This window comes from Paenibacillus catalpae, assembly GCF_900112695.1.
Lineage (GTDB): Bacteria > Bacillota > Bacilli > Paenibacillales > Paenibacillaceae > Pristimantibacillus > Pristimantibacillus catalpae.
In genome coordinates, this window is sequence record NZ_FOMT01000002.1 from 809,033 (window position 1) to 823,287 (window position 14,255).

The 14,255-nt window shown below is 48.0% G+C and carries 19 protein-coding genes; 9 read left to right on the top strand and 10 right to left on the bottom strand.

The features are described 5' to 3' along the window. Positions 1-17 precede the first annotated feature (17 nt). Both BM200_RS11325 and BM200_RS11330 read left to right on the top strand, forming a co-directional pair. On the top strand, positions 18-824 hold the full coding sequence (locus BM200_RS11325) for a CAP domain-containing protein (RefSeq protein ID WP_091185162.1): 807 nt from the start codon (positions 18-20) through the stop codon (positions 822-824). 106 nt (positions 825-930) lie between these two features. After that, positions 931-1,584 carry a 3D domain-containing protein gene (locus tag BM200_RS11330; RefSeq protein WP_091185165.1) on the top strand — a complete coding sequence of 218 codons (654 nt, stop codon included), beginning with the start codon at positions 931-933 and terminating at the stop codon, positions 1,582-1,584. A 33-nt stretch (positions 1,585-1,617) separates the two neighbouring features. Here the strand turns inward: BM200_RS11330 and BM200_RS11335 are convergent, their stop codons facing one another. Both BM200_RS11335 and BM200_RS11340 read right to left on the bottom strand, forming a co-directional pair. After that, positions 1,618-2,421, bottom strand: coding sequence for a polysaccharide deacetylase family protein (locus BM200_RS11335; RefSeq protein ID WP_091185167.1), 804 nt, complete (start codon positions 2,419-2,421; stop codon positions 1,618-1,620). 133 nt (positions 2,422-2,554) lie between these two features. Beyond that, positions 2,555-3,820 (bottom strand): methyl-accepting chemotaxis protein, encoded by a 1,266-nt coding sequence (locus BM200_RS11340; RefSeq protein ID WP_091185170.1) that lies wholly within the window; start codon positions 3,818-3,820, stop codon positions 2,555-2,557. A gap of 241 nt (positions 3,821-4,061) precedes the next feature. Here BM200_RS11340 and BM200_RS11345 point away from each other — a divergent pair, with 241 nt between their 5' ends. Continuing rightward, positions 4,062-4,496 carry an O-methyltransferase gene (locus BM200_RS11345; RefSeq protein WP_091185172.1) on the top strand — a complete coding sequence of 145 codons (435 nt, stop codon included), beginning with the start codon at positions 4,062-4,064 and terminating at the stop codon, positions 4,494-4,496. Between the two features lie 69 nt (positions 4,497-4,565). Here the strand turns inward: BM200_RS11345 and BM200_RS11350 are convergent, their stop codons facing one another. Continuing rightward, the gene (locus tag BM200_RS11350) at positions 4,566-4,985 is read right to left on the bottom strand and encodes a DUF1980 domain-containing protein (protein ID WP_245772978.1); all 420 of its coding nucleotides are present in this window, start codon (positions 4,983-4,985) and stop codon (positions 4,566-4,568) included. Next, positions 4,982-6,025 (bottom strand): permease, encoded by a 1,044-nt coding sequence (locus BM200_RS11355; RefSeq protein ID WP_091185178.1) that lies wholly within the window; start codon positions 6,023-6,025, stop codon positions 4,982-4,984. Before BM200_RS11355 ends, BM200_RS11350 begins: the two co-directional genes overlap by 4 nt. Positions 6,026-6,494: 469 nt before the next feature. On the opposite strand from BM200_RS11355, the gene trpS reads away from it, so the two are divergent. Further along, on the top strand, positions 6,495-7,484 hold the full coding sequence (trpS, locus tag BM200_RS11360) for a tryptophan--tRNA ligase (RefSeq protein WP_091185181.1): 990 nt from the start codon (positions 6,495-6,497) through the stop codon (positions 7,482-7,484). A gap of 28 nt (positions 7,485-7,512) precedes the next feature. Here the strand turns inward: trpS and BM200_RS11365 are convergent, their stop codons facing one another. Next, positions 7,513-7,695 carry a DUF5325 family protein gene (locus BM200_RS11365; protein ID WP_091185184.1) on the bottom strand — a complete coding sequence of 61 codons (183 nt, stop codon included), beginning with the start codon at positions 7,693-7,695 and terminating at the stop codon, positions 7,513-7,515. Positions 7,696-7,823: 128 nt separating this feature from the next. Between BM200_RS11365 and BM200_RS11370 the strand changes: the two genes are divergently transcribed. Then, entirely contained in the window at positions 7,824-8,045 is a 222-nt protein-coding gene (locus tag BM200_RS11370; RefSeq protein WP_091185185.1) for an alpha/beta-type small acid-soluble spore protein, read from the top strand. A 142-nt stretch (positions 8,046-8,187) separates the two neighbouring features. Here the strand turns inward: BM200_RS11370 and BM200_RS11375 are convergent, their stop codons facing one another. Continuing rightward, the gene (locus tag BM200_RS11375) at positions 8,188-9,174 is read right to left on the bottom strand and encodes a metal-dependent hydrolase (RefSeq protein ID WP_091185187.1); all 987 of its coding nucleotides are present in this window, start codon (positions 9,172-9,174) and stop codon (positions 8,188-8,190) included. A gap of 319 nt (positions 9,175-9,493) precedes the next feature. On the opposite strand from BM200_RS11375, the gene BM200_RS11380 reads away from it, so the two are divergent. Further along, positions 9,494-9,796 carry a hypothetical protein gene (locus tag BM200_RS11380; protein WP_091185189.1) on the top strand — a complete coding sequence of 101 codons (303 nt, stop codon included), beginning with the start codon at positions 9,494-9,496 and terminating at the stop codon, positions 9,794-9,796. A gap of 3 nt (positions 9,797-9,799) precedes the next feature. Here BM200_RS11380 and gerQ read toward each other — a convergent pair whose 3' ends face one another. Both gerQ and BM200_RS11390 read right to left on the bottom strand, forming a co-directional pair. Beyond that, positions 9,800-10,366, bottom strand: a complete 567-nt coding sequence (gene gerQ, locus BM200_RS11385) for a spore coat protein GerQ (RefSeq protein ID WP_245772979.1) — start codon at positions 10,364-10,366, stop codon at positions 9,800-9,802. Positions 10,367-10,408: 42 nt separating this feature from the next. Next, positions 10,409-10,831 carry a cell wall hydrolase gene (locus tag BM200_RS11390; protein ID WP_091185192.1) on the bottom strand — a complete coding sequence of 141 codons (423 nt, stop codon included), beginning with the start codon at positions 10,829-10,831 and terminating at the stop codon, positions 10,409-10,411. A 223-nt stretch (positions 10,832-11,054) separates the two neighbouring features. Here BM200_RS11390 and cyoE point away from each other — a divergent pair, with 223 nt between their 5' ends. The 3 genes from cyoE to BM200_RS11405 are packed head-to-tail and all read left to right on the top strand — an operon-like array spanning position 11,055 to position 13,547. Beyond that, entirely contained in the window at positions 11,055-11,930 is an 876-nt protein-coding gene (cyoE, locus tag BM200_RS11395; RefSeq protein WP_281248376.1) for a heme o synthase, read from the top strand. 51 nt (positions 11,931-11,981) lie between these two features. Continuing rightward, complete coding sequence (locus BM200_RS11400; protein ID WP_091185197.1) at positions 11,982-12,605, top strand: SCO family protein; 624 nt, start codon at positions 11,982-11,984, stop codon at positions 12,603-12,605. A gap of 3 nt (positions 12,606-12,608) precedes the next feature. Continuing rightward, entirely contained in the window at positions 12,609-13,547 is a 939-nt protein-coding gene (locus BM200_RS11405; RefSeq protein ID WP_091185200.1) for an AEC family transporter, read from the top strand. Here BM200_RS11405 and BM200_RS11410 read toward each other — a convergent pair. Both BM200_RS11410 and BM200_RS29690 read right to left on the bottom strand, forming a co-directional pair. Then, complete coding sequence (locus BM200_RS11410; protein ID WP_091185202.1) at positions 13,525-13,878, bottom strand: toprim domain-containing protein; 354 nt, start codon at positions 13,876-13,878, stop codon at positions 13,525-13,527. The genes BM200_RS11405 and BM200_RS11410 overlap by 23 nt on opposite strands. A gap of 142 nt (positions 13,879-14,020) precedes the next feature. Next, positions 14,021-14,140: a dihydroorotate dehydrogenase gene (locus tag BM200_RS29690; protein ID WP_139230780.1), complete on the bottom strand. Its 120-nt coding sequence runs from the start codon at positions 14,138-14,140 to the stop codon at positions 14,021-14,023. Positions 14,141-14,255 lie beyond the last annotated feature (115 nt).

Sequence of the window (14,255 nt, forward strand, 5' to 3'; positions counted from 1 at the left end):
CTGAGGAGGATGATTTCATGAAGATGCAAACATTACGAGTAGGTGTCGCTAGCTTAGCAGCAGCAGCTTTGATCAGTGTAGGTGTAACGACTCCAACTGCAGGTGCAGCACCAGCTGTGAAGACTTACTCCACAACTTTAAATAATGTTTCGATGGATCAGATCAATGAAATTGCGAAGCAATACGGAATTGACCTGAGCAAGATTACTTTCGGCGGTATTACAATTAAATTGCCGACTGAAATAACAAAACCAAGCACAGGCACTGGTAACACAGGCAACACGACTACACCAACAACGCCTGCGAAACCAACAACACCTGCAAAACCAACAACGCCAGCAAAACCAACAACACCTGCAAAACCAACAACGCCAGCAAAACCAACAACACCAAGCACTGGTTCCGGTAACACAGGCAACACTGGTTCCGGCAACACTGGTTCTGGTACAGTATCGCAAAGCGAATTTGCATCCCAGGTTGTAACGCTTGTTAATAAAGAACGTGCTAATGCGGGTCTTAAGGCCCTGACATCTGACGCTCTCTTGACGAAAGTTGCAACAGCGAAAGCAAAAGACATGTACGACAACAACTACTTTGACCATAACTCCCCAACTTACGGTTCGCCGTTTGATATGATGAAATCGTTTGGCGTGACTTACAACTACGCTGGCGAGAACATCGCAATGGGTCAAAAATCGCCAACGGAAGTAATGACTGCTTGGATGAACAGTGCTGGTCACCGCGCTAACATTCTGAACGCTAATTACACGAAAATCGGCGTAGCTTACGTGAACGGCGAATGGGTTCAAGAATTCACTGGCTAGTAGTAAATTGATTCGGAATAATCGCAGCGTCAGGCGATTCCGCCTGACGCTCTTTATTTTAAATACGATACTTAGATTACGCATTAAACCAGGGGGTTAACAACATATGAAGAAAGCTTCGATCATGACTACAACAGTACTCGGCTTATCTCTTCTTTTTGCCACAGGATCGGTTCATGCGGCCAGCAAAACACATACGGCTGTGGAGGGCGATACGTTCTGGAAGCTCTCGCAGAAATATCAGGTATCCGTTGATAAGCTCATGAAAGCAAACTCAAAGATTAATCCTTTAAATATATACTCCGGTCTTAAGATTGTCATTCCAACGACAGCAGCTAAAGCCAAAACAACAACGGCTGCTGCTAAAAAGACAACAACAGCTAAGGCAACTACGGTTACAGCGCAAAGCGTAACAGCTAAGGATGGCACCATTCATACCTTCAGCAAGCAGATTACGGTTAAAGCAACGGCATACAGCGGCGCAGCAGAAGAGAATGGCGGCTGGGCAGGTCTTGACTACTTCGGCAATAAGCTTAAAGTAGGCACAGTTGCCGTTGACCCTAAGGTTATTCCGCTTGGCACAAAGCTTTACGTTACGGGCTATAACTCTGATGGTCTTCCAACAGGCGGTATGGTTGCGACGGCAACCGACGTTGGCGGCGCGATCAAAGGCAATCGTATCGATATTTACTTGCCGGGCACTCCTGCTGAGGTAAGCAAATTTGGCATTCAAAACGTAAAAGTATATGTCCTGAAGTAAAGATTGGATAACCGGAAGCCTTGCTGCTTCCGGTTATTTCATTTTATCGGCAGGTTGATTGAGCATCTCTGGCAGCGTCACGAACTTATAGCCTTTTTTCCTAAGCTGCGAGATAAGAACTGGCAACGCCTGAATAGTTCCGGTAAGATCCTGTCCGTATCCGCCGCCTGCATGCTGCAGGACAATGGAGCCTGGCTGCAGGGTCTTTTTTATATTGTGCAAAACGATCCCGCTGTTCGGATTATTCCGCCAATCCACGGAATCCACATCCCAATTGACAACGGTGTAGCCGCTTTTTCTCGACCATGCTACTTGATCCGGAAGCATCTCGCCATACGGCGGCCGTACGAAGCGGGGATGGTACCCGATAATCTTGCTTACAATGGCATCCGTCCGCCAGATTTGGGTATGAAATTCCCGGGAATTCAGCTGCGACATGACAGCATGATTATAAGAATGATTGCCTATGGTATGCCCTTCTCGATGTATCCGCCGGACCAGTGCCGGATGCTTCACCGCGCGGGAACCAACAACAAAGAAAGTGGCGCAAACATCATAGCTCGCAAGAATATCCAATATCTGAGGAGTGAACCTCGGATCAGGTGCATCATCAAAAGTCAGGGCTATCTGTTTGGCGTTTCTTGGGCCATTTAAGATAAAAGAATCGGGAAACTGCTTATGCATCTTTACCCATGACATGCCGGCTGCTTTTTGTTTTTTCGGCTTTGAAGGGGAAGAGGCTTGGGCTTGTTCCATAGAAGCAAATAACAGAACGATGGATAATACCATGAGAAACCATCGCTTCTTTCTGCCGGGCTTAGACGGCATCAATTTCATTCGTTTAGTGCCTCCGTTTCGCGTTTCGTATGTAATCCGTTAAGCTATTTTTCCCGTTCCTCAAGGGATCATGCGCAATCACAAAAACAGCCGCATCCAGAAGCCTGGATGCGGCTGTTATGCTTCCTTTATCCTATTTCATTTTGAACACTTGAATCGTGCGCTGAAGCTGTGTGGCCATGTTGAGCATACGCTCTGTCTCTTGGACGACGCCTTGAACAGATGCAATCTGCTCGTTCATAGAGGCGGATACCTGCTCTGTACCAGCTGCGGATTCCTCGGTAATAGCGGATATATTCTGGATGGCATCCGAAATTTTGCGGGCGCTCTCCAGCATTTGATCGCTTTCGCTTGCAAAGGCAGCAATCTGCTCGGTTATAAACTGAACGCTTTGAACAATCTCCGCAAATACCATCTCGGACTCGCGGATCCGTTCTGTCTGTATCTTAACGACTTCTTCATTCACCTTCATATGATTAATCGTTTGCTTGATGCCTTGATCGATACTCTTCACAAGACTGAATACTTCCTTGGTGGAAGCCGTTGATTCTTCTGCGAGCTTGCGTACTTCCTGGGCAACTACTGCAAAGCCGCGGCCGTGCTCGCCCGCACGGGCAGCCTCAATGGAAGCGTTAAGCGAGAGAAGGTTGGTCTGCTCGGCAATATCGGAGATTGCCGTTGTCATAGCTGTGATGCCTTGTGCCTTCCGGGCCAGATCGGTAATCGTCTCCGATACCTTCTCTGTTGCTTCTACGTTACGGCGCATCCCTTCGGATTGCGCTTCGAGTGCTTCTCGTCCTTTATCAACAAGACCCAGGGTGAGCTCGGAGCGTTCGTTCATTTCTTTCGTCGCATGGGCATAGTTCGCGACCTTCTTCTCGATCTCGGCAATGGATTCACTCATGTCCGCGACATCCTCGGATATTTCATTTGCTCCCGTTGCCAATTCGTTGGAGGAGGCGGCAACCTGCTCCATTGCAATCTGAATGTGATTGTTTTTATCAAAAATATTTCGGCTTGTTTCCGATACATGCCTTGTAATATTGGAGGTTTCGGTCAAAATATCGCGCAGCTTGTCCACCATGCTGTTAAAGGCATGTCCAACTTCGCCAAGAGACGCATTTGAAGCGGTATCAATTCTTTGCGTGAAATCGCCCTTGGAGATTCGGAACGCCGCGTTTGACATTTCTTCAAACGAGGAGCTTAACGCCCTTTCGATAAAACCGACAGTCGGATAAGCAATGATAGCTAATACCGCCGTTACGATAATACCGGCAAGGAAGGAGCCGCCGCTAAATAAAATAACCAGGTTCAGTGCAATTGCAACCAGCGCCAAATTGAAATAAATGGAGGTCATCAGCTTACTTCTAACGGATAAGGAATAGTACCATTGGCTCATTATGTAAGCGCTCCTTTTTATAGAATAACCATATTATAGCATCAGCGTTGAAATTGGTCTATAAATGTCGAATGAGATCGAGACTTTTTGACTAAAGAAAAATATGTAATTGCGTGATAATTGTAAAAAATTATAATTTACTATATTGTCAATTTATTGAAAAGATTTTATAATCAGACCTGAGAACTAGTTGGTAACAACTATTTACAACATTATCAGGGTAGAAAGGAGGAGAAATTATATGAATTTAGATGCTATGCCATTGGCACGGCAAGTTGATTTTGTATTTCGCCAATTAGAAGAGGAACTTACACATGCAGTTGGGGGAACGGTTCACATTCACATTCGGAATAATGCTGTCGGCAAATTTGGCCTTCGTCACAATCCGATTGAGAGTCGAAACGGCAAACTGGAGCAAGACGAAGAGGGAGGCATGACACCGACGCAGGTCCAGGCGTTTCGCAAACTTGCGATTGATGCTTTGAAATTGAGAAGGAATTGGACGCATGGCGAAATTATGTACGATTTCGCTGTCCGGCAGAACGCGGGCACCTGGTCGGCTAGCATCTGCTACGAATCGAATTATAATACAGCTAATTGGAGTTATCGTTATCAGCAGCCGAAGCAGCCGATGCTGCGGGAAAAGAGCAGCGATAATGCCGGCTTTGATTTTTAGGCGATAGCCATTTTAATCCTTATAAACAGCCGTGCAGATTATTCTGCACGGCTGTTTTGTCGCATTTCGCTATTTAACCTCATGGCTTCCCGAATGAAGATGCGGAATTCCGCTGCTGTTTACTTCATGCTCCTGTGCTGCTGCAGGGAGCAGAAATCCAAGCAGCAGGGGCAGCAGGAATAACCCATAGACAAGAATGCTTTTGAGAGGAGACATCGAGTGGTCGTGATCATGATCATGGTGGTCATGATGGTGGTGCTTGTGAGGGGAATCATGGCCGCATTCATCACAATCAGCAGCATGAGGCCGATGACTCAGAGCAAGGAAGGCTTGGTGAACGGCTGCTGCATTTAGTACGATGGCCGACAGCTTGACGTACAGCTCCATCCGGGGAGCAATATATAGCGGGAGCTGACCTAACCGGTCTAGATAGATGATCAGGAAAGCGAAGGCGGCAAGAAAGCCTGCCCTTATCCAGTTATGATTCATCGGAGCACCTCCAGCAGCCATACGCTAGCCAGTACCAGCGTAAAGGTCAAGATGGTAATCGAAAGGACGATCCGTATCCGGAAAGCGGATAGCATCATCAGCATATTTTTCAAATCGATCATGGGACCAAACACAAGGAAGGCAAGCAGCGGACCATGCTCAAACATCCCTCCAAACGAAGCGGCAATAAAGGCGTCCGAGGTGGAGCAGATCGAGAGCAGGAAGGCCAGCCCCATCATAAAGAAATAGGAGAGGACAGGCTGATCTGCAACCGATTCGAAGGCCTGGCGGTCAATAAAGGATTGGATCACAGCCGTAAGCAGCGCGCCAAAGATTAAATATTTGCCCATATCGAAAAACTCATCGGATGCATGTCCTAGTGTTGAGGACAGCCTGCCGCTTTTCTTAACCGGCTCATGTCTTTCATGAATATGATGGTGATGGTCGTGATCATGATTGTGGTCGTGCTTATGGTGATGATGATTGTCGGCAGATGTTCCTTTCAAGGGGCTGCTCTTCATAAACCGGTGCAGGAGCAGACCAATGATGATGGATACGATAAAGGCAATGATAAGCCGGTCATAGGCCATTTGCGGATCCGTACGAAAAGCGGCGTAGGTGGACGTAAAGACGATAGGGTTAATAATGGGTCCGGCAAGCAAATAAACAATCCCGATATAAGCAGGCATGCCTTTGCGGATTAACCGCCTCACAACGGGAATCATGCCGCATTCGCATAATGGAAATACGAGTCCCAGCAATGCGCCAAAGAGGATGCCGATGATATGATGTCTAGGCGTCAGCTTCTGGATCATTTCGTCGGTAACGAATACTTGAAGCAGGGCAGAGAAAATAACGCCAAGCAGAATGAATGGAAAAGCTTCTAATATAATGCTTAAAAATACAATTTTGAACTCTTGTGCGCCATCGGACTCAAGAAGAGCAAGGGACCAGGGTTGTCCAGCCAATATAAGGCAGATCATAACAAGACATCCGATACCCAGTATCGGGGTCCCGAACCGGAATAATATGTTCAGCATAGGCCAACCTCTCTTTAACGATAAGAATCACATTGGTAATCAGCTTATGCGCGGCAAGAGCGGGATAGGACAACTTTTTGGATCGGGCTTGACATGGCAGTAGAGACTTGCGCTATAATCAGGGTACGAAATGCGATGATGGGAACAAGTAAGCTCAGGTGTTAATGCATGCAGAGAGCTGGCGGAGGGTGCAAGCCAGTGCAAGCCTGATTGCCGAATGGATCCTGGAGCGGAAAGCGGAACACAGCCCCTTGAGGTGCTGTCTATGCTTCTCCGGCAGTTCCCCGTTACGGAACAATGAAGGCTTGTTGCTTGTAGCCCGGCTCTGATGGATATCGGATAGATGCGGGAGGCAATAAGTAAATTAGGGTGGCACCACGGTCCCTCGTCCCTTGCGGCGGGGGATTTTTTGCGTTCAGATACGCATTTGAGCAAATCATTTAAAGCAAAGAAAAGGGGATGAACGTTCATGAAAAAAGTACTTTCAGGCATTCAGCCGAGCGGTCAGCTGACACTGGGCAACTACATCGGCGCCATGCAAAACTTTGTGAAGCTGCAGGAAACGGAAGAATGCTTCTTTATGGTTGTTGACCTTCACGCGATTACCGTGCCGCAGGAACCCGAGATGCTGCGCGAGCAGTCCGAATCGGTTGCGGCATTGTTCATTGCGGCCGGCATTGATCCGGCAAAAGCGAATATTTTCGTACAATCCCATGTACGTGCTCACGCCGAGCTGGGTTGGATCTTAACGACGCTTACCGGTATGGGAGAGCTTGAGCGCATGACGCAATTCAAGGATAAATCGGCTGGCAAAGAATCGGTTGGCGCAGGTCTGTTTGTGTATCCTTCGCTGATGGCCGCAGATATTCTCGTCTACAATGCTGACCTTGTGCCGGTAGGCGATGACCAAAAGCAGCATTTGGAGCTTACCCGTGATCTGGCGAACCGGTTTAACTCGAGATTTGGGGATTATTTCACGATTCCGGAGCCGTATATTCCGAAGGTTGGCGCACGGATCATGTCACTTGATGATGCAAGCAAGAAGATGAGTAAGAGTAACCCGAACGTTGGCAGTTTTATTGCCCTTCTTGACGAGCCGAGTGTGATTCGCAAAAAAATTAGCCGTGCAACGACCGATTCCGGCCGCGAAGTAAAATATGATCCGGCGAACAAACCGGAGATCAGCAACCTGATCACCATTTACTCGCATTGTGCTAACCTTTCCATCGCAGAGGTTGAAGCTCGTTATGAAGGCCAAGGCTATGGCCCGTTCAAGAAGGATCTTGCGGAGCATGTCGTAAATGTTCTTGAGCCGCTTCAGCAAAAGTATAAATCGATTCGCGAATCCGGCGAAATTCATGAGATTCTGAAGCAGGGTGCAGCACGGGCATCCGAGCTTGCAGACCGCACGCTTGCCGATGTGAAGGAAAAGATGGGCTTCCTTGTACCTCGCGGTTAATAAAAAACAAAGGCTGACGCATTAGGCGTCAGCCTTTGTTTTCGTTTTGGCGGCGTAATCTTGCTTTTACAACAAAGCCGCCTCCGATCATGCAGAGCGTGAGTATCCCAAACAGGATAGCCAGCCATGCATTGAAAGACATCGAGATTGCGGTGGCGCACATAAGCAGAACAGAGACAACAGCGAACAATAAAGATAGTGGTTTAGACAAGGTATTAACTCTCCTTTACGGCCGTAAATATTATTTTTTGAGGTTAGCATAATTTGCGTTAACATGCTCATAATAAGTTTGCAAGCTTGCAAAACATCACAGTGCTCAACTGAAGGGAGATTATCATCATGGCTAGCAACAAATCGAGCAATCAATTAGTGGTTCCACAAGCACAGCAAGCTCTTAACCAAATGAAAATGGAAGCAGCTTCGGAGCTTGGCGTACAAATTCCAGCCGACGGTTACTACGGTAACGTTACATCGCGCGAAACAGGTGCGTTGGGTGGATATATTACTAAGAAACTTGTCCAAATCGCTGAACAACAATTGTCCGGCGGCGGCTTCCGCTAATTGTTATTAATACACAATGCTTCAAGAGGAAGCCACAAAGCTCAAGGGTTAACCCCTTGAGCTTTTTCTCATGTTGTCTTTAGACATACAAAAGAAAAGCCCCTTCTATTGTGCGCCAGGGACTTTCCTTCCGTCAAGCTTGCTAATACGTGTTCATGCGCAGCCGCTTCATTAACCGGTCATCACTTAACCATCCGACATAAGAACCAACTGTTTCATATTCCTTGTTCATAAGCAGAACAGCAACAAACGGATATTGCTTGCGGTGCCGGTATCTGACGTCTGACCAGCGGACTTCATATCCCCAGGCATGCTCTTTCACTTCTGCACAGGCAAATTTCGTGAAGTATAGAAAGGATCGGATCGCATTATCATTCCTGGATTTGGCAACGGCAGGATGGTCGGAGCACCGTACGTTGTCCAGCCATCTAAGCTTGCTGCCCTTAAGATCACCGACGACAAAGCTTCCGTCCGCTGCACGCTTGACGATATTCCAGTGGGACAGCGAAATCGTTGGAATCGCCACGTAAGCCTTTGTCCCGTCCGGCTCCGGATCAAGTTTGGGGAGCTTGCGAAGGGTGCTTCTGTGAGCAAGCGTCCTCCATGTATAATAAACGATGGTAATCAAGTAGAGCAGCGGGAAGATAGCAACGGGGCTGGCGAGGCCAAATGCCCAGATCAGAATCGCACCGACATGGGTAGCGAATATGACGGGGTCAAAGATATGGATAATATTCCATGAGATCCACTTCTCTGTAAAAGGCCGCATTGCCTGTGTGCCGTACGTATTAAATAAGTCGGTAAATACATGAACACAGACAGCGAGCAGTACCCAGGATCCGATATGCAGCCAGGGAAGACTGCCGCGGTAAAACAGCTGGAGAAGACCGGTAATGAGGATCGTCCAGATCGCGATAGCCGGCAAGGAATGTGAGATGCCGCGGTGGTTCCGGATATAGCTGGCATTTCCTTTCAGCCGCAAGAAGGTATCAAAGTCCGGAGCCTGGGAGCCGACAATGGTTCCGATTAAGACAGCAGTAAAAATGGTTGTGTTGTTAGCGACCACGGGATCGATGCAGGCCAGTCCGGCCAATCCGATGCCCATGACAAGATGCGTGCCTGTGTCCATGGCGAGACCTCCTAAAATGAATTGCCACACAAAGGCTGATAAACAGCCGATGTGCGATTCATGCTTCGAAAGCATAAGCTTAATGAATTGCCACACAAAGGCTGATTATCAGCCGGTGTGCGATTCATGCTTCGTAAGCATAAGCTTAATGAATTGCCACACAAAGGCTGATAAACAGCCGGTGTGCGATTCATGCTTCGTAAGCATAAGCTTAATGAATTGTCGCACAAAATTTTGCTGAACTTTTGGATTCAATTATGATGTAGTATCAACGGAGATGCATCACTTTATCAGTGGCAAAAGAAAGGGGCAATGACCGATGTATATTTGCTTTGCGGAATACAAAATCGCGGATGGCAACAGGAATGCTTTTTTAGCCTATGCCAATGCATTAATGAGGGAATCGGGGAATCAAGTCCAATTATATGAAGGAACGGATCAATTGAACTTATTTGTGGAGATCTGGACAACGGCCACCGAGGAGGAGGCTGAAGCCATAAAAAAAGAACGCTGCGAAGAGCGTTCTCCTTGGTACCGGATCGCCGAATGGATTCCCGGCGGTGCGGACAAAATGCATGTATGGACATTCAAGCCGGCGGGGGGTGGCCCGAATGCCGGGTAGAACTTAACCTTCGCGGCTGGTCAGCGGTGTTGTGTTCGTGATCATGCCGCCTTGGAACGGATACTCATAATTAATCTCGCCGTCAAACGTTACATAATCCAGGTTCAAAGTCAGCAGCAGATAACGCATGCCAGTGGAAGGATCGCTAATAATAATATGGTCGCGGCCGGCTGCTTCAATAATACCGCGGAATACTTTGGCGTTCCATTCACGGTTGTTCTCGTAAGTCATGTAGAATGTAGCCATTTTACCGCGGTTAAGACGCAAAATGTTCTCTACATAAGACTCTTCAACCGGAACCGTTACAATGTTTCCGCCTGTTGGAGTAATGACCGAACCGTTTGGTACTGGCGGAATCGATTGCGCGCCGAAAGTTCCCGGCATCATGGGCATTGACATAGGCATTTGCATAGGCATTTGCATAGGCATGTTTGGCATTGTAGCGGCCGGCATCACGGCATTAGGGAAGCCGCCTCCGTGACCGCCACCTCCAAATGGGCTGACGCCGCCGCCATAACCGCCCGTGTTTGCCGGGCTTACTGCATTTTTGTAACCATAACCGTAAGACATGCTGTTGATCCTCGCTTTCAATCTTTGAAATTTGTTGATCGATCAGTACACTCTTGGACAATCGTCTCTTGTCGGGATGTAGAAGCAGTGGGCTTTATACCGGCCGCTGTTCGTCTGATCCCACCATGTGCCTGGGCAATCTCCGGAAGGGCGGAAAAACCACAGCGCATTGGATGCGGGACGCTGGCGCTCGCCGTTGATAACGCGTCTGGCTAATGCGATATCCCTGTCGCGTGCACTCTGATAGAAATAACCTTTCAGCGTAGCCTCGAAGCCGCCAGGTCTTTGGTACACCATTTGCTGAATGGTGCGGATATCCTTGAAGTCGAGACAGTTGCCCAGAACACGATTGACGCCGACATTGCCGACCATCAGCATGCCAAGCTCACCTTCGCCCTCTGCTTCGGCACGCATCAGTCTGGCGAGCATCTTCACCTGTTCATCATTAACTTTGATGACTGCCATATGTTCGCCCCTTCACTTCCCTTCACATACAAAAGAGTGGGCATTTGACTACATACCTATAGTATTGAAAGGCGGGCAAAAGGGTTCCAGATTTATTGTCACAATTTGAGTGGCGAATTGATGAACAATGGCGCCCGACATTGTCATGGAACCTATTTTTCTGTATGATTAAGAACGATTCATCAATGAAAATGTATAGGCGCGCTGCTGCGTGCTTTGTTGCATAACTCGGGAGGCTCGCTTCGTGTTGAAAGATTTAATTGCACTAACCAAACCACGGCTGCTCCGGCTTAATGTATTTGCCGCGATTGGCGGCTTCTGGGTCGCTTCCAAATGGGATATTGAATGGCTGACGCTGCTTTGGGTTGTTATTGGCTCAGCGATTACAATAGGTTCCGCTTGTGTTATTAATAACTATTGGGACCGTGAACTTGATCAGAAGATGGAGCGTACGAAGGAACGCGCATTGCCGATGGGCCGTTTGCAGCCCGGCTTTGTTCTAGGTTACGGTATTGTGCTTGGTATTATAGGTCTTACGGTATTGTTTGTCCTGGTTAATCCGGTTACCGGCTGGCTTGGTTTTCTGGGCTGGTTTGTCTATATCTTCATTTATACGATGTGGCTCAAACGCACGTCCACGTGGAGCACGTCGATTGGCGGCATTTCCGGGGCTATGCCTCCGGTGCTTGGCTATTGTGCCGTAACCAATGAAGTGGATATGGGAGCATGGCTTCTGTTTGCGTTCCTCTTCCTGTGGCAGCCGGCGCATTTCTGGTCGCTTGCGATCCGCCGGGTGGAGGAGTACCGCACCGCAGGCTTCCCGCTGCTTCCTGTTGTGAAGGGGATTAAACGGACGAAGCTGCAAATGATTCCTTATGTGGTGCTTCTTATTCCTACCTGCGTGCTGCTGTACACCTATGATTATACGGGAATTGTATTCTTGATCCTGTCCGTTATTGCCGGGATTGTATGGGCTGTTCATACGATTCGGGGACTAAAAGCGGAAAATACCGAGAAATGGGCGAAGGTAAACTTCCTTATTTCCGTTAACTATTTGATGGTGGTTTTTATTGTCATGATGGCAAATACCGTGAAGTAATCTCTTAGTGATTATGAGGTAATTCTTTTTAGAGGAGGACGAGAAACGGAAATGGCATTTCTAAAAAAACACAGCTTTAAATTTGCCGTATTGGCGCTTTGTTTGGCAATGGGCATTTATTTATTCATTACAAACTACTCGCAGTCGAGCGGCGGCAGTAAAATGCCCGTTCAAATGGCTGCTCCGTCATTTGCTATGAATGATATTGACGGGAATGAGGTTTCGCTTGAGTCTACCAACGGCAAAGCCAGACTGGTGTATTTCTATTTTGCAAGCTGCCCCGATGTCTGTCCTCCAACCACGTTTATGATCTCCGAAGTGGAGGATCAGCTGAGAGAGGCCGGAATCCTTGGAACGAAGGCAGAACTGATTTCGATTACCTTCGATCCGACTCATGATACGCCCGATGTAATTCGGGACTTTGCGACCCGCAACTTCGCGCAGCTGGAGGACGGCGGCTGGGAGTTCCTGCGAGGAAATGACGAGGAAGCGACGCTGAAGCTGGCAAGGGACTTTGGCGTGAGCGTGAAAAGGGAAAACGATACATTCATACATATGAATGTTATAACGCTCGTTGACAAGAAGGGCCAAATACGCAAATGGATTAACGGCAGCGACGAATCGCTCACACCGGAAAGCATGGTGGCGGATTTGAAGCAGCTCGCGAAGGAATAAGCGATGGACATATTTTGGCATATATTATGGAGCAATGTACTGCCGCTCACATTGATGATAGCTGTTGGCTTCACAATGCAGCGGCTTTTTTCTTTGGATATCAAAACCTTATCAAAGCTGAACTTTTATGTATTTTCTCCCGCTGTTATTTTTAATCTGCTCTATACGACGGATATATCCGCAAGCCTGATTGGGCAAGTGCTGCTGTTCGTTGCTTTGTTTATGACTTTGCAGGCTGTCGCCGTAGAGTCGGTCGTCCGCTTGCGCGGGCTGGAGGGAGGCATGCGCGGCGCCATGCGCAACAGCGTCTTGTTCTATAACAGTGCCAATTACGGGATACCGCTTAATCAGCTGGCTTTTTCGGCTAATCCGTATACCTTGTCGATTCAGATTATTGTTATGGTTACGCAGTCGTTGCTCCCGAATACATACGGTATTTATAGTGTCAATTCGCATAAGATGAGCTTCCGGTCTACGCTTCGCACCATATTGTCACAGCCGATTATCTATGTTATTCCGATCGCGTTTCTGCTGCACGGCTTCCAGGTGCAGCTGCCGCAGTCTATTGAAACGCCGATAACGTATCTGTCTGACGCCTTTATTGGTACAGCGCTTGTAACGCTAGGAGTGCAGTTGGGCAATATGAAGTGGGAGCTTAACCCGGTCTTGATCAAAAACGTTCTGCTCGCAAACGGACTGCGCCTGATTGCAGGACCGGCACTAGCAGCCCTGGTGGTATGGGTGCTAGGGTTTTTCTTTACTATCGACCATTTGATGGCGGCAGCTCTTATCGTATCCTCATCCGTTCCAACATCGCTCAGCAGTGTTCTGCTCGCAGTCGAATTTGATAATGAGCCGGAATTCGCCTCGCAGGCGGTATTCCTCTCGACCCTTATCAGCATTATTACTGTAGCTGTTGTTATATTCCTTCTTCATATTTAACAGGGTATTGGATGTATGACTCGAGGCCGGCCTTCTCAAATTGTTCAATCAGGTAATCTTCAGGCGTATGCTCCACACCAGGGTAACCCCGCCTTGTATAGATGTGCTCGGCGTCCGGGAACAGATCGCGGAGTATACCGCGGATCCGTTTGCCGGAGGAGTCATTATCCGTGAAAATATAAACATCCTTGTCTCCGACTTGCTTACGCAGCTTCTCCAGCTGGACGGTACCGGGCGTGCCGAAGGTGCAGAAGATCGGAACGGATTCATCAAGTACCCGCCGAATACGGCTCTTGTCGTTTTTGCCTTCCACAATAATGGCGATATCCATAACAGTCACCAGCCTTTTATTCTGTAGGTTCTTACATGTAGTGTAGCGATATTCACTTGCCGGGAGCAAGAAAAAATTGCTAAATAAAAAGGGGACGGAGCATATAGCTCCGTCCCTTTTTCATTGTATACGAAGGGGAATCTTAATGGCAGATTGTGCAGATGATGATAACGAGCAGGATGAACAATACGAGGATGGACCCCACATTGTTAAAGCCGCCACCGCGATGATCGCTTACAGGTGAAACATGAATTTCAGACATCTAAGTCACCCCTCTCGAGCAATCTTCAAGGTCATGTCGGCCCGGCAATCGTCCTTGCGGAGCAACTGTCATGGATGGCCACCTGACATAGTGCATTATATGCCCGGGTGAGCAG

What these genes read in the sequence shown, in the direction of transcription:
- BM200_RS11325 (WP_091185162.1), top strand. Translation starts at nt 18, where the DNA reads ATGAAGATGCAAACATTACGAGTAGGTGTCGCTAGCTTAGCAGCAGCA.
- BM200_RS11330 (WP_091185165.1), top strand. Translation starts at nt 931, where the DNA reads ATGAAGAAAGCTTCGATCATGACTACAACAGTACTCGGCTTATCTCTT.
- BM200_RS11335 (WP_091185167.1), bottom strand. Translation starts at nt 2,421, where the DNA reads ATGAAATTGATGCCGTCTAAGCCCGGCAGAAAGAAGCGATGGTTTCTC.
- BM200_RS11340 (WP_091185170.1), bottom strand. Translation starts at nt 3,820, where the DNA reads ATGAGCCAATGGTACTATTCCTTATCCGTTAGAAGTAAGCTGATGACC.
- BM200_RS11345 (WP_091185172.1), top strand. Translation starts at nt 4,062, where the DNA reads ATGAATTTAGATGCTATGCCATTGGCACGGCAAGTTGATTTTGTATTT.
- BM200_RS11350 (WP_245772978.1), bottom strand. Translation starts at nt 4,985, where the DNA reads ATGAATCATAACTGGATAAGGGCAGGCTTTCTTGCCGCCTTCGCTTTC.
- BM200_RS11355 (WP_091185178.1), bottom strand. Translation starts at nt 6,025, where the DNA reads ATGCTGAACATATTATTCCGGTTCGGGACCCCGATACTGGGTATCGGA.
- trpS (WP_091185181.1), top strand. Translation starts at nt 6,495, where the DNA reads ATGAAAAAAGTACTTTCAGGCATTCAGCCGAGCGGTCAGCTGACACTG.
- BM200_RS11370 (WP_091185185.1), top strand. Translation starts at nt 7,824, where the DNA reads ATGGCTAGCAACAAATCGAGCAATCAATTAGTGGTTCCACAAGCACAG.
- BM200_RS11375 (WP_091185187.1), bottom strand. Translation starts at nt 9,174, where the DNA reads ATGGACACAGGCACGCATCTTGTCATGGGCATCGGATTGGCCGGACTG.
- BM200_RS11380 (WP_091185189.1), top strand. Translation starts at nt 9,494, where the DNA reads ATGTATATTTGCTTTGCGGAATACAAAATCGCGGATGGCAACAGGAAT.
- gerQ (WP_245772979.1), bottom strand. Translation starts at nt 10,366, where the DNA reads ATGTCTTACGGTTATGGTTACAAAAATGCAGTAAGCCCGGCAAACACG.
- BM200_RS11390 (WP_091185192.1), bottom strand. Translation starts at nt 10,831, where the DNA reads ATGGCAGTCATCAAAGTTAATGATGAACAGGTGAAGATGCTCGCCAGA.
- BM200_RS11400 (WP_091185197.1), top strand. Translation starts at nt 11,982, where the DNA reads ATGGCATTTCTAAAAAAACACAGCTTTAAATTTGCCGTATTGGCGCTT.
- BM200_RS11405 (WP_091185200.1), top strand. Translation starts at nt 12,609, where the DNA reads ATGGACATATTTTGGCATATATTATGGAGCAATGTACTGCCGCTCACA.
- BM200_RS11410 (WP_091185202.1), bottom strand. Translation starts at nt 13,878, where the DNA reads ATGGATATCGCCATTATTGTGGAAGGCAAAAACGACAAGAGCCGTATT.
- BM200_RS29690 (WP_139230780.1), bottom strand. Translation starts at nt 14,140, where the DNA reads ATGTCTGAAATTCATGTTTCACCTGTAAGCGATCATCGCGGTGGCGGC.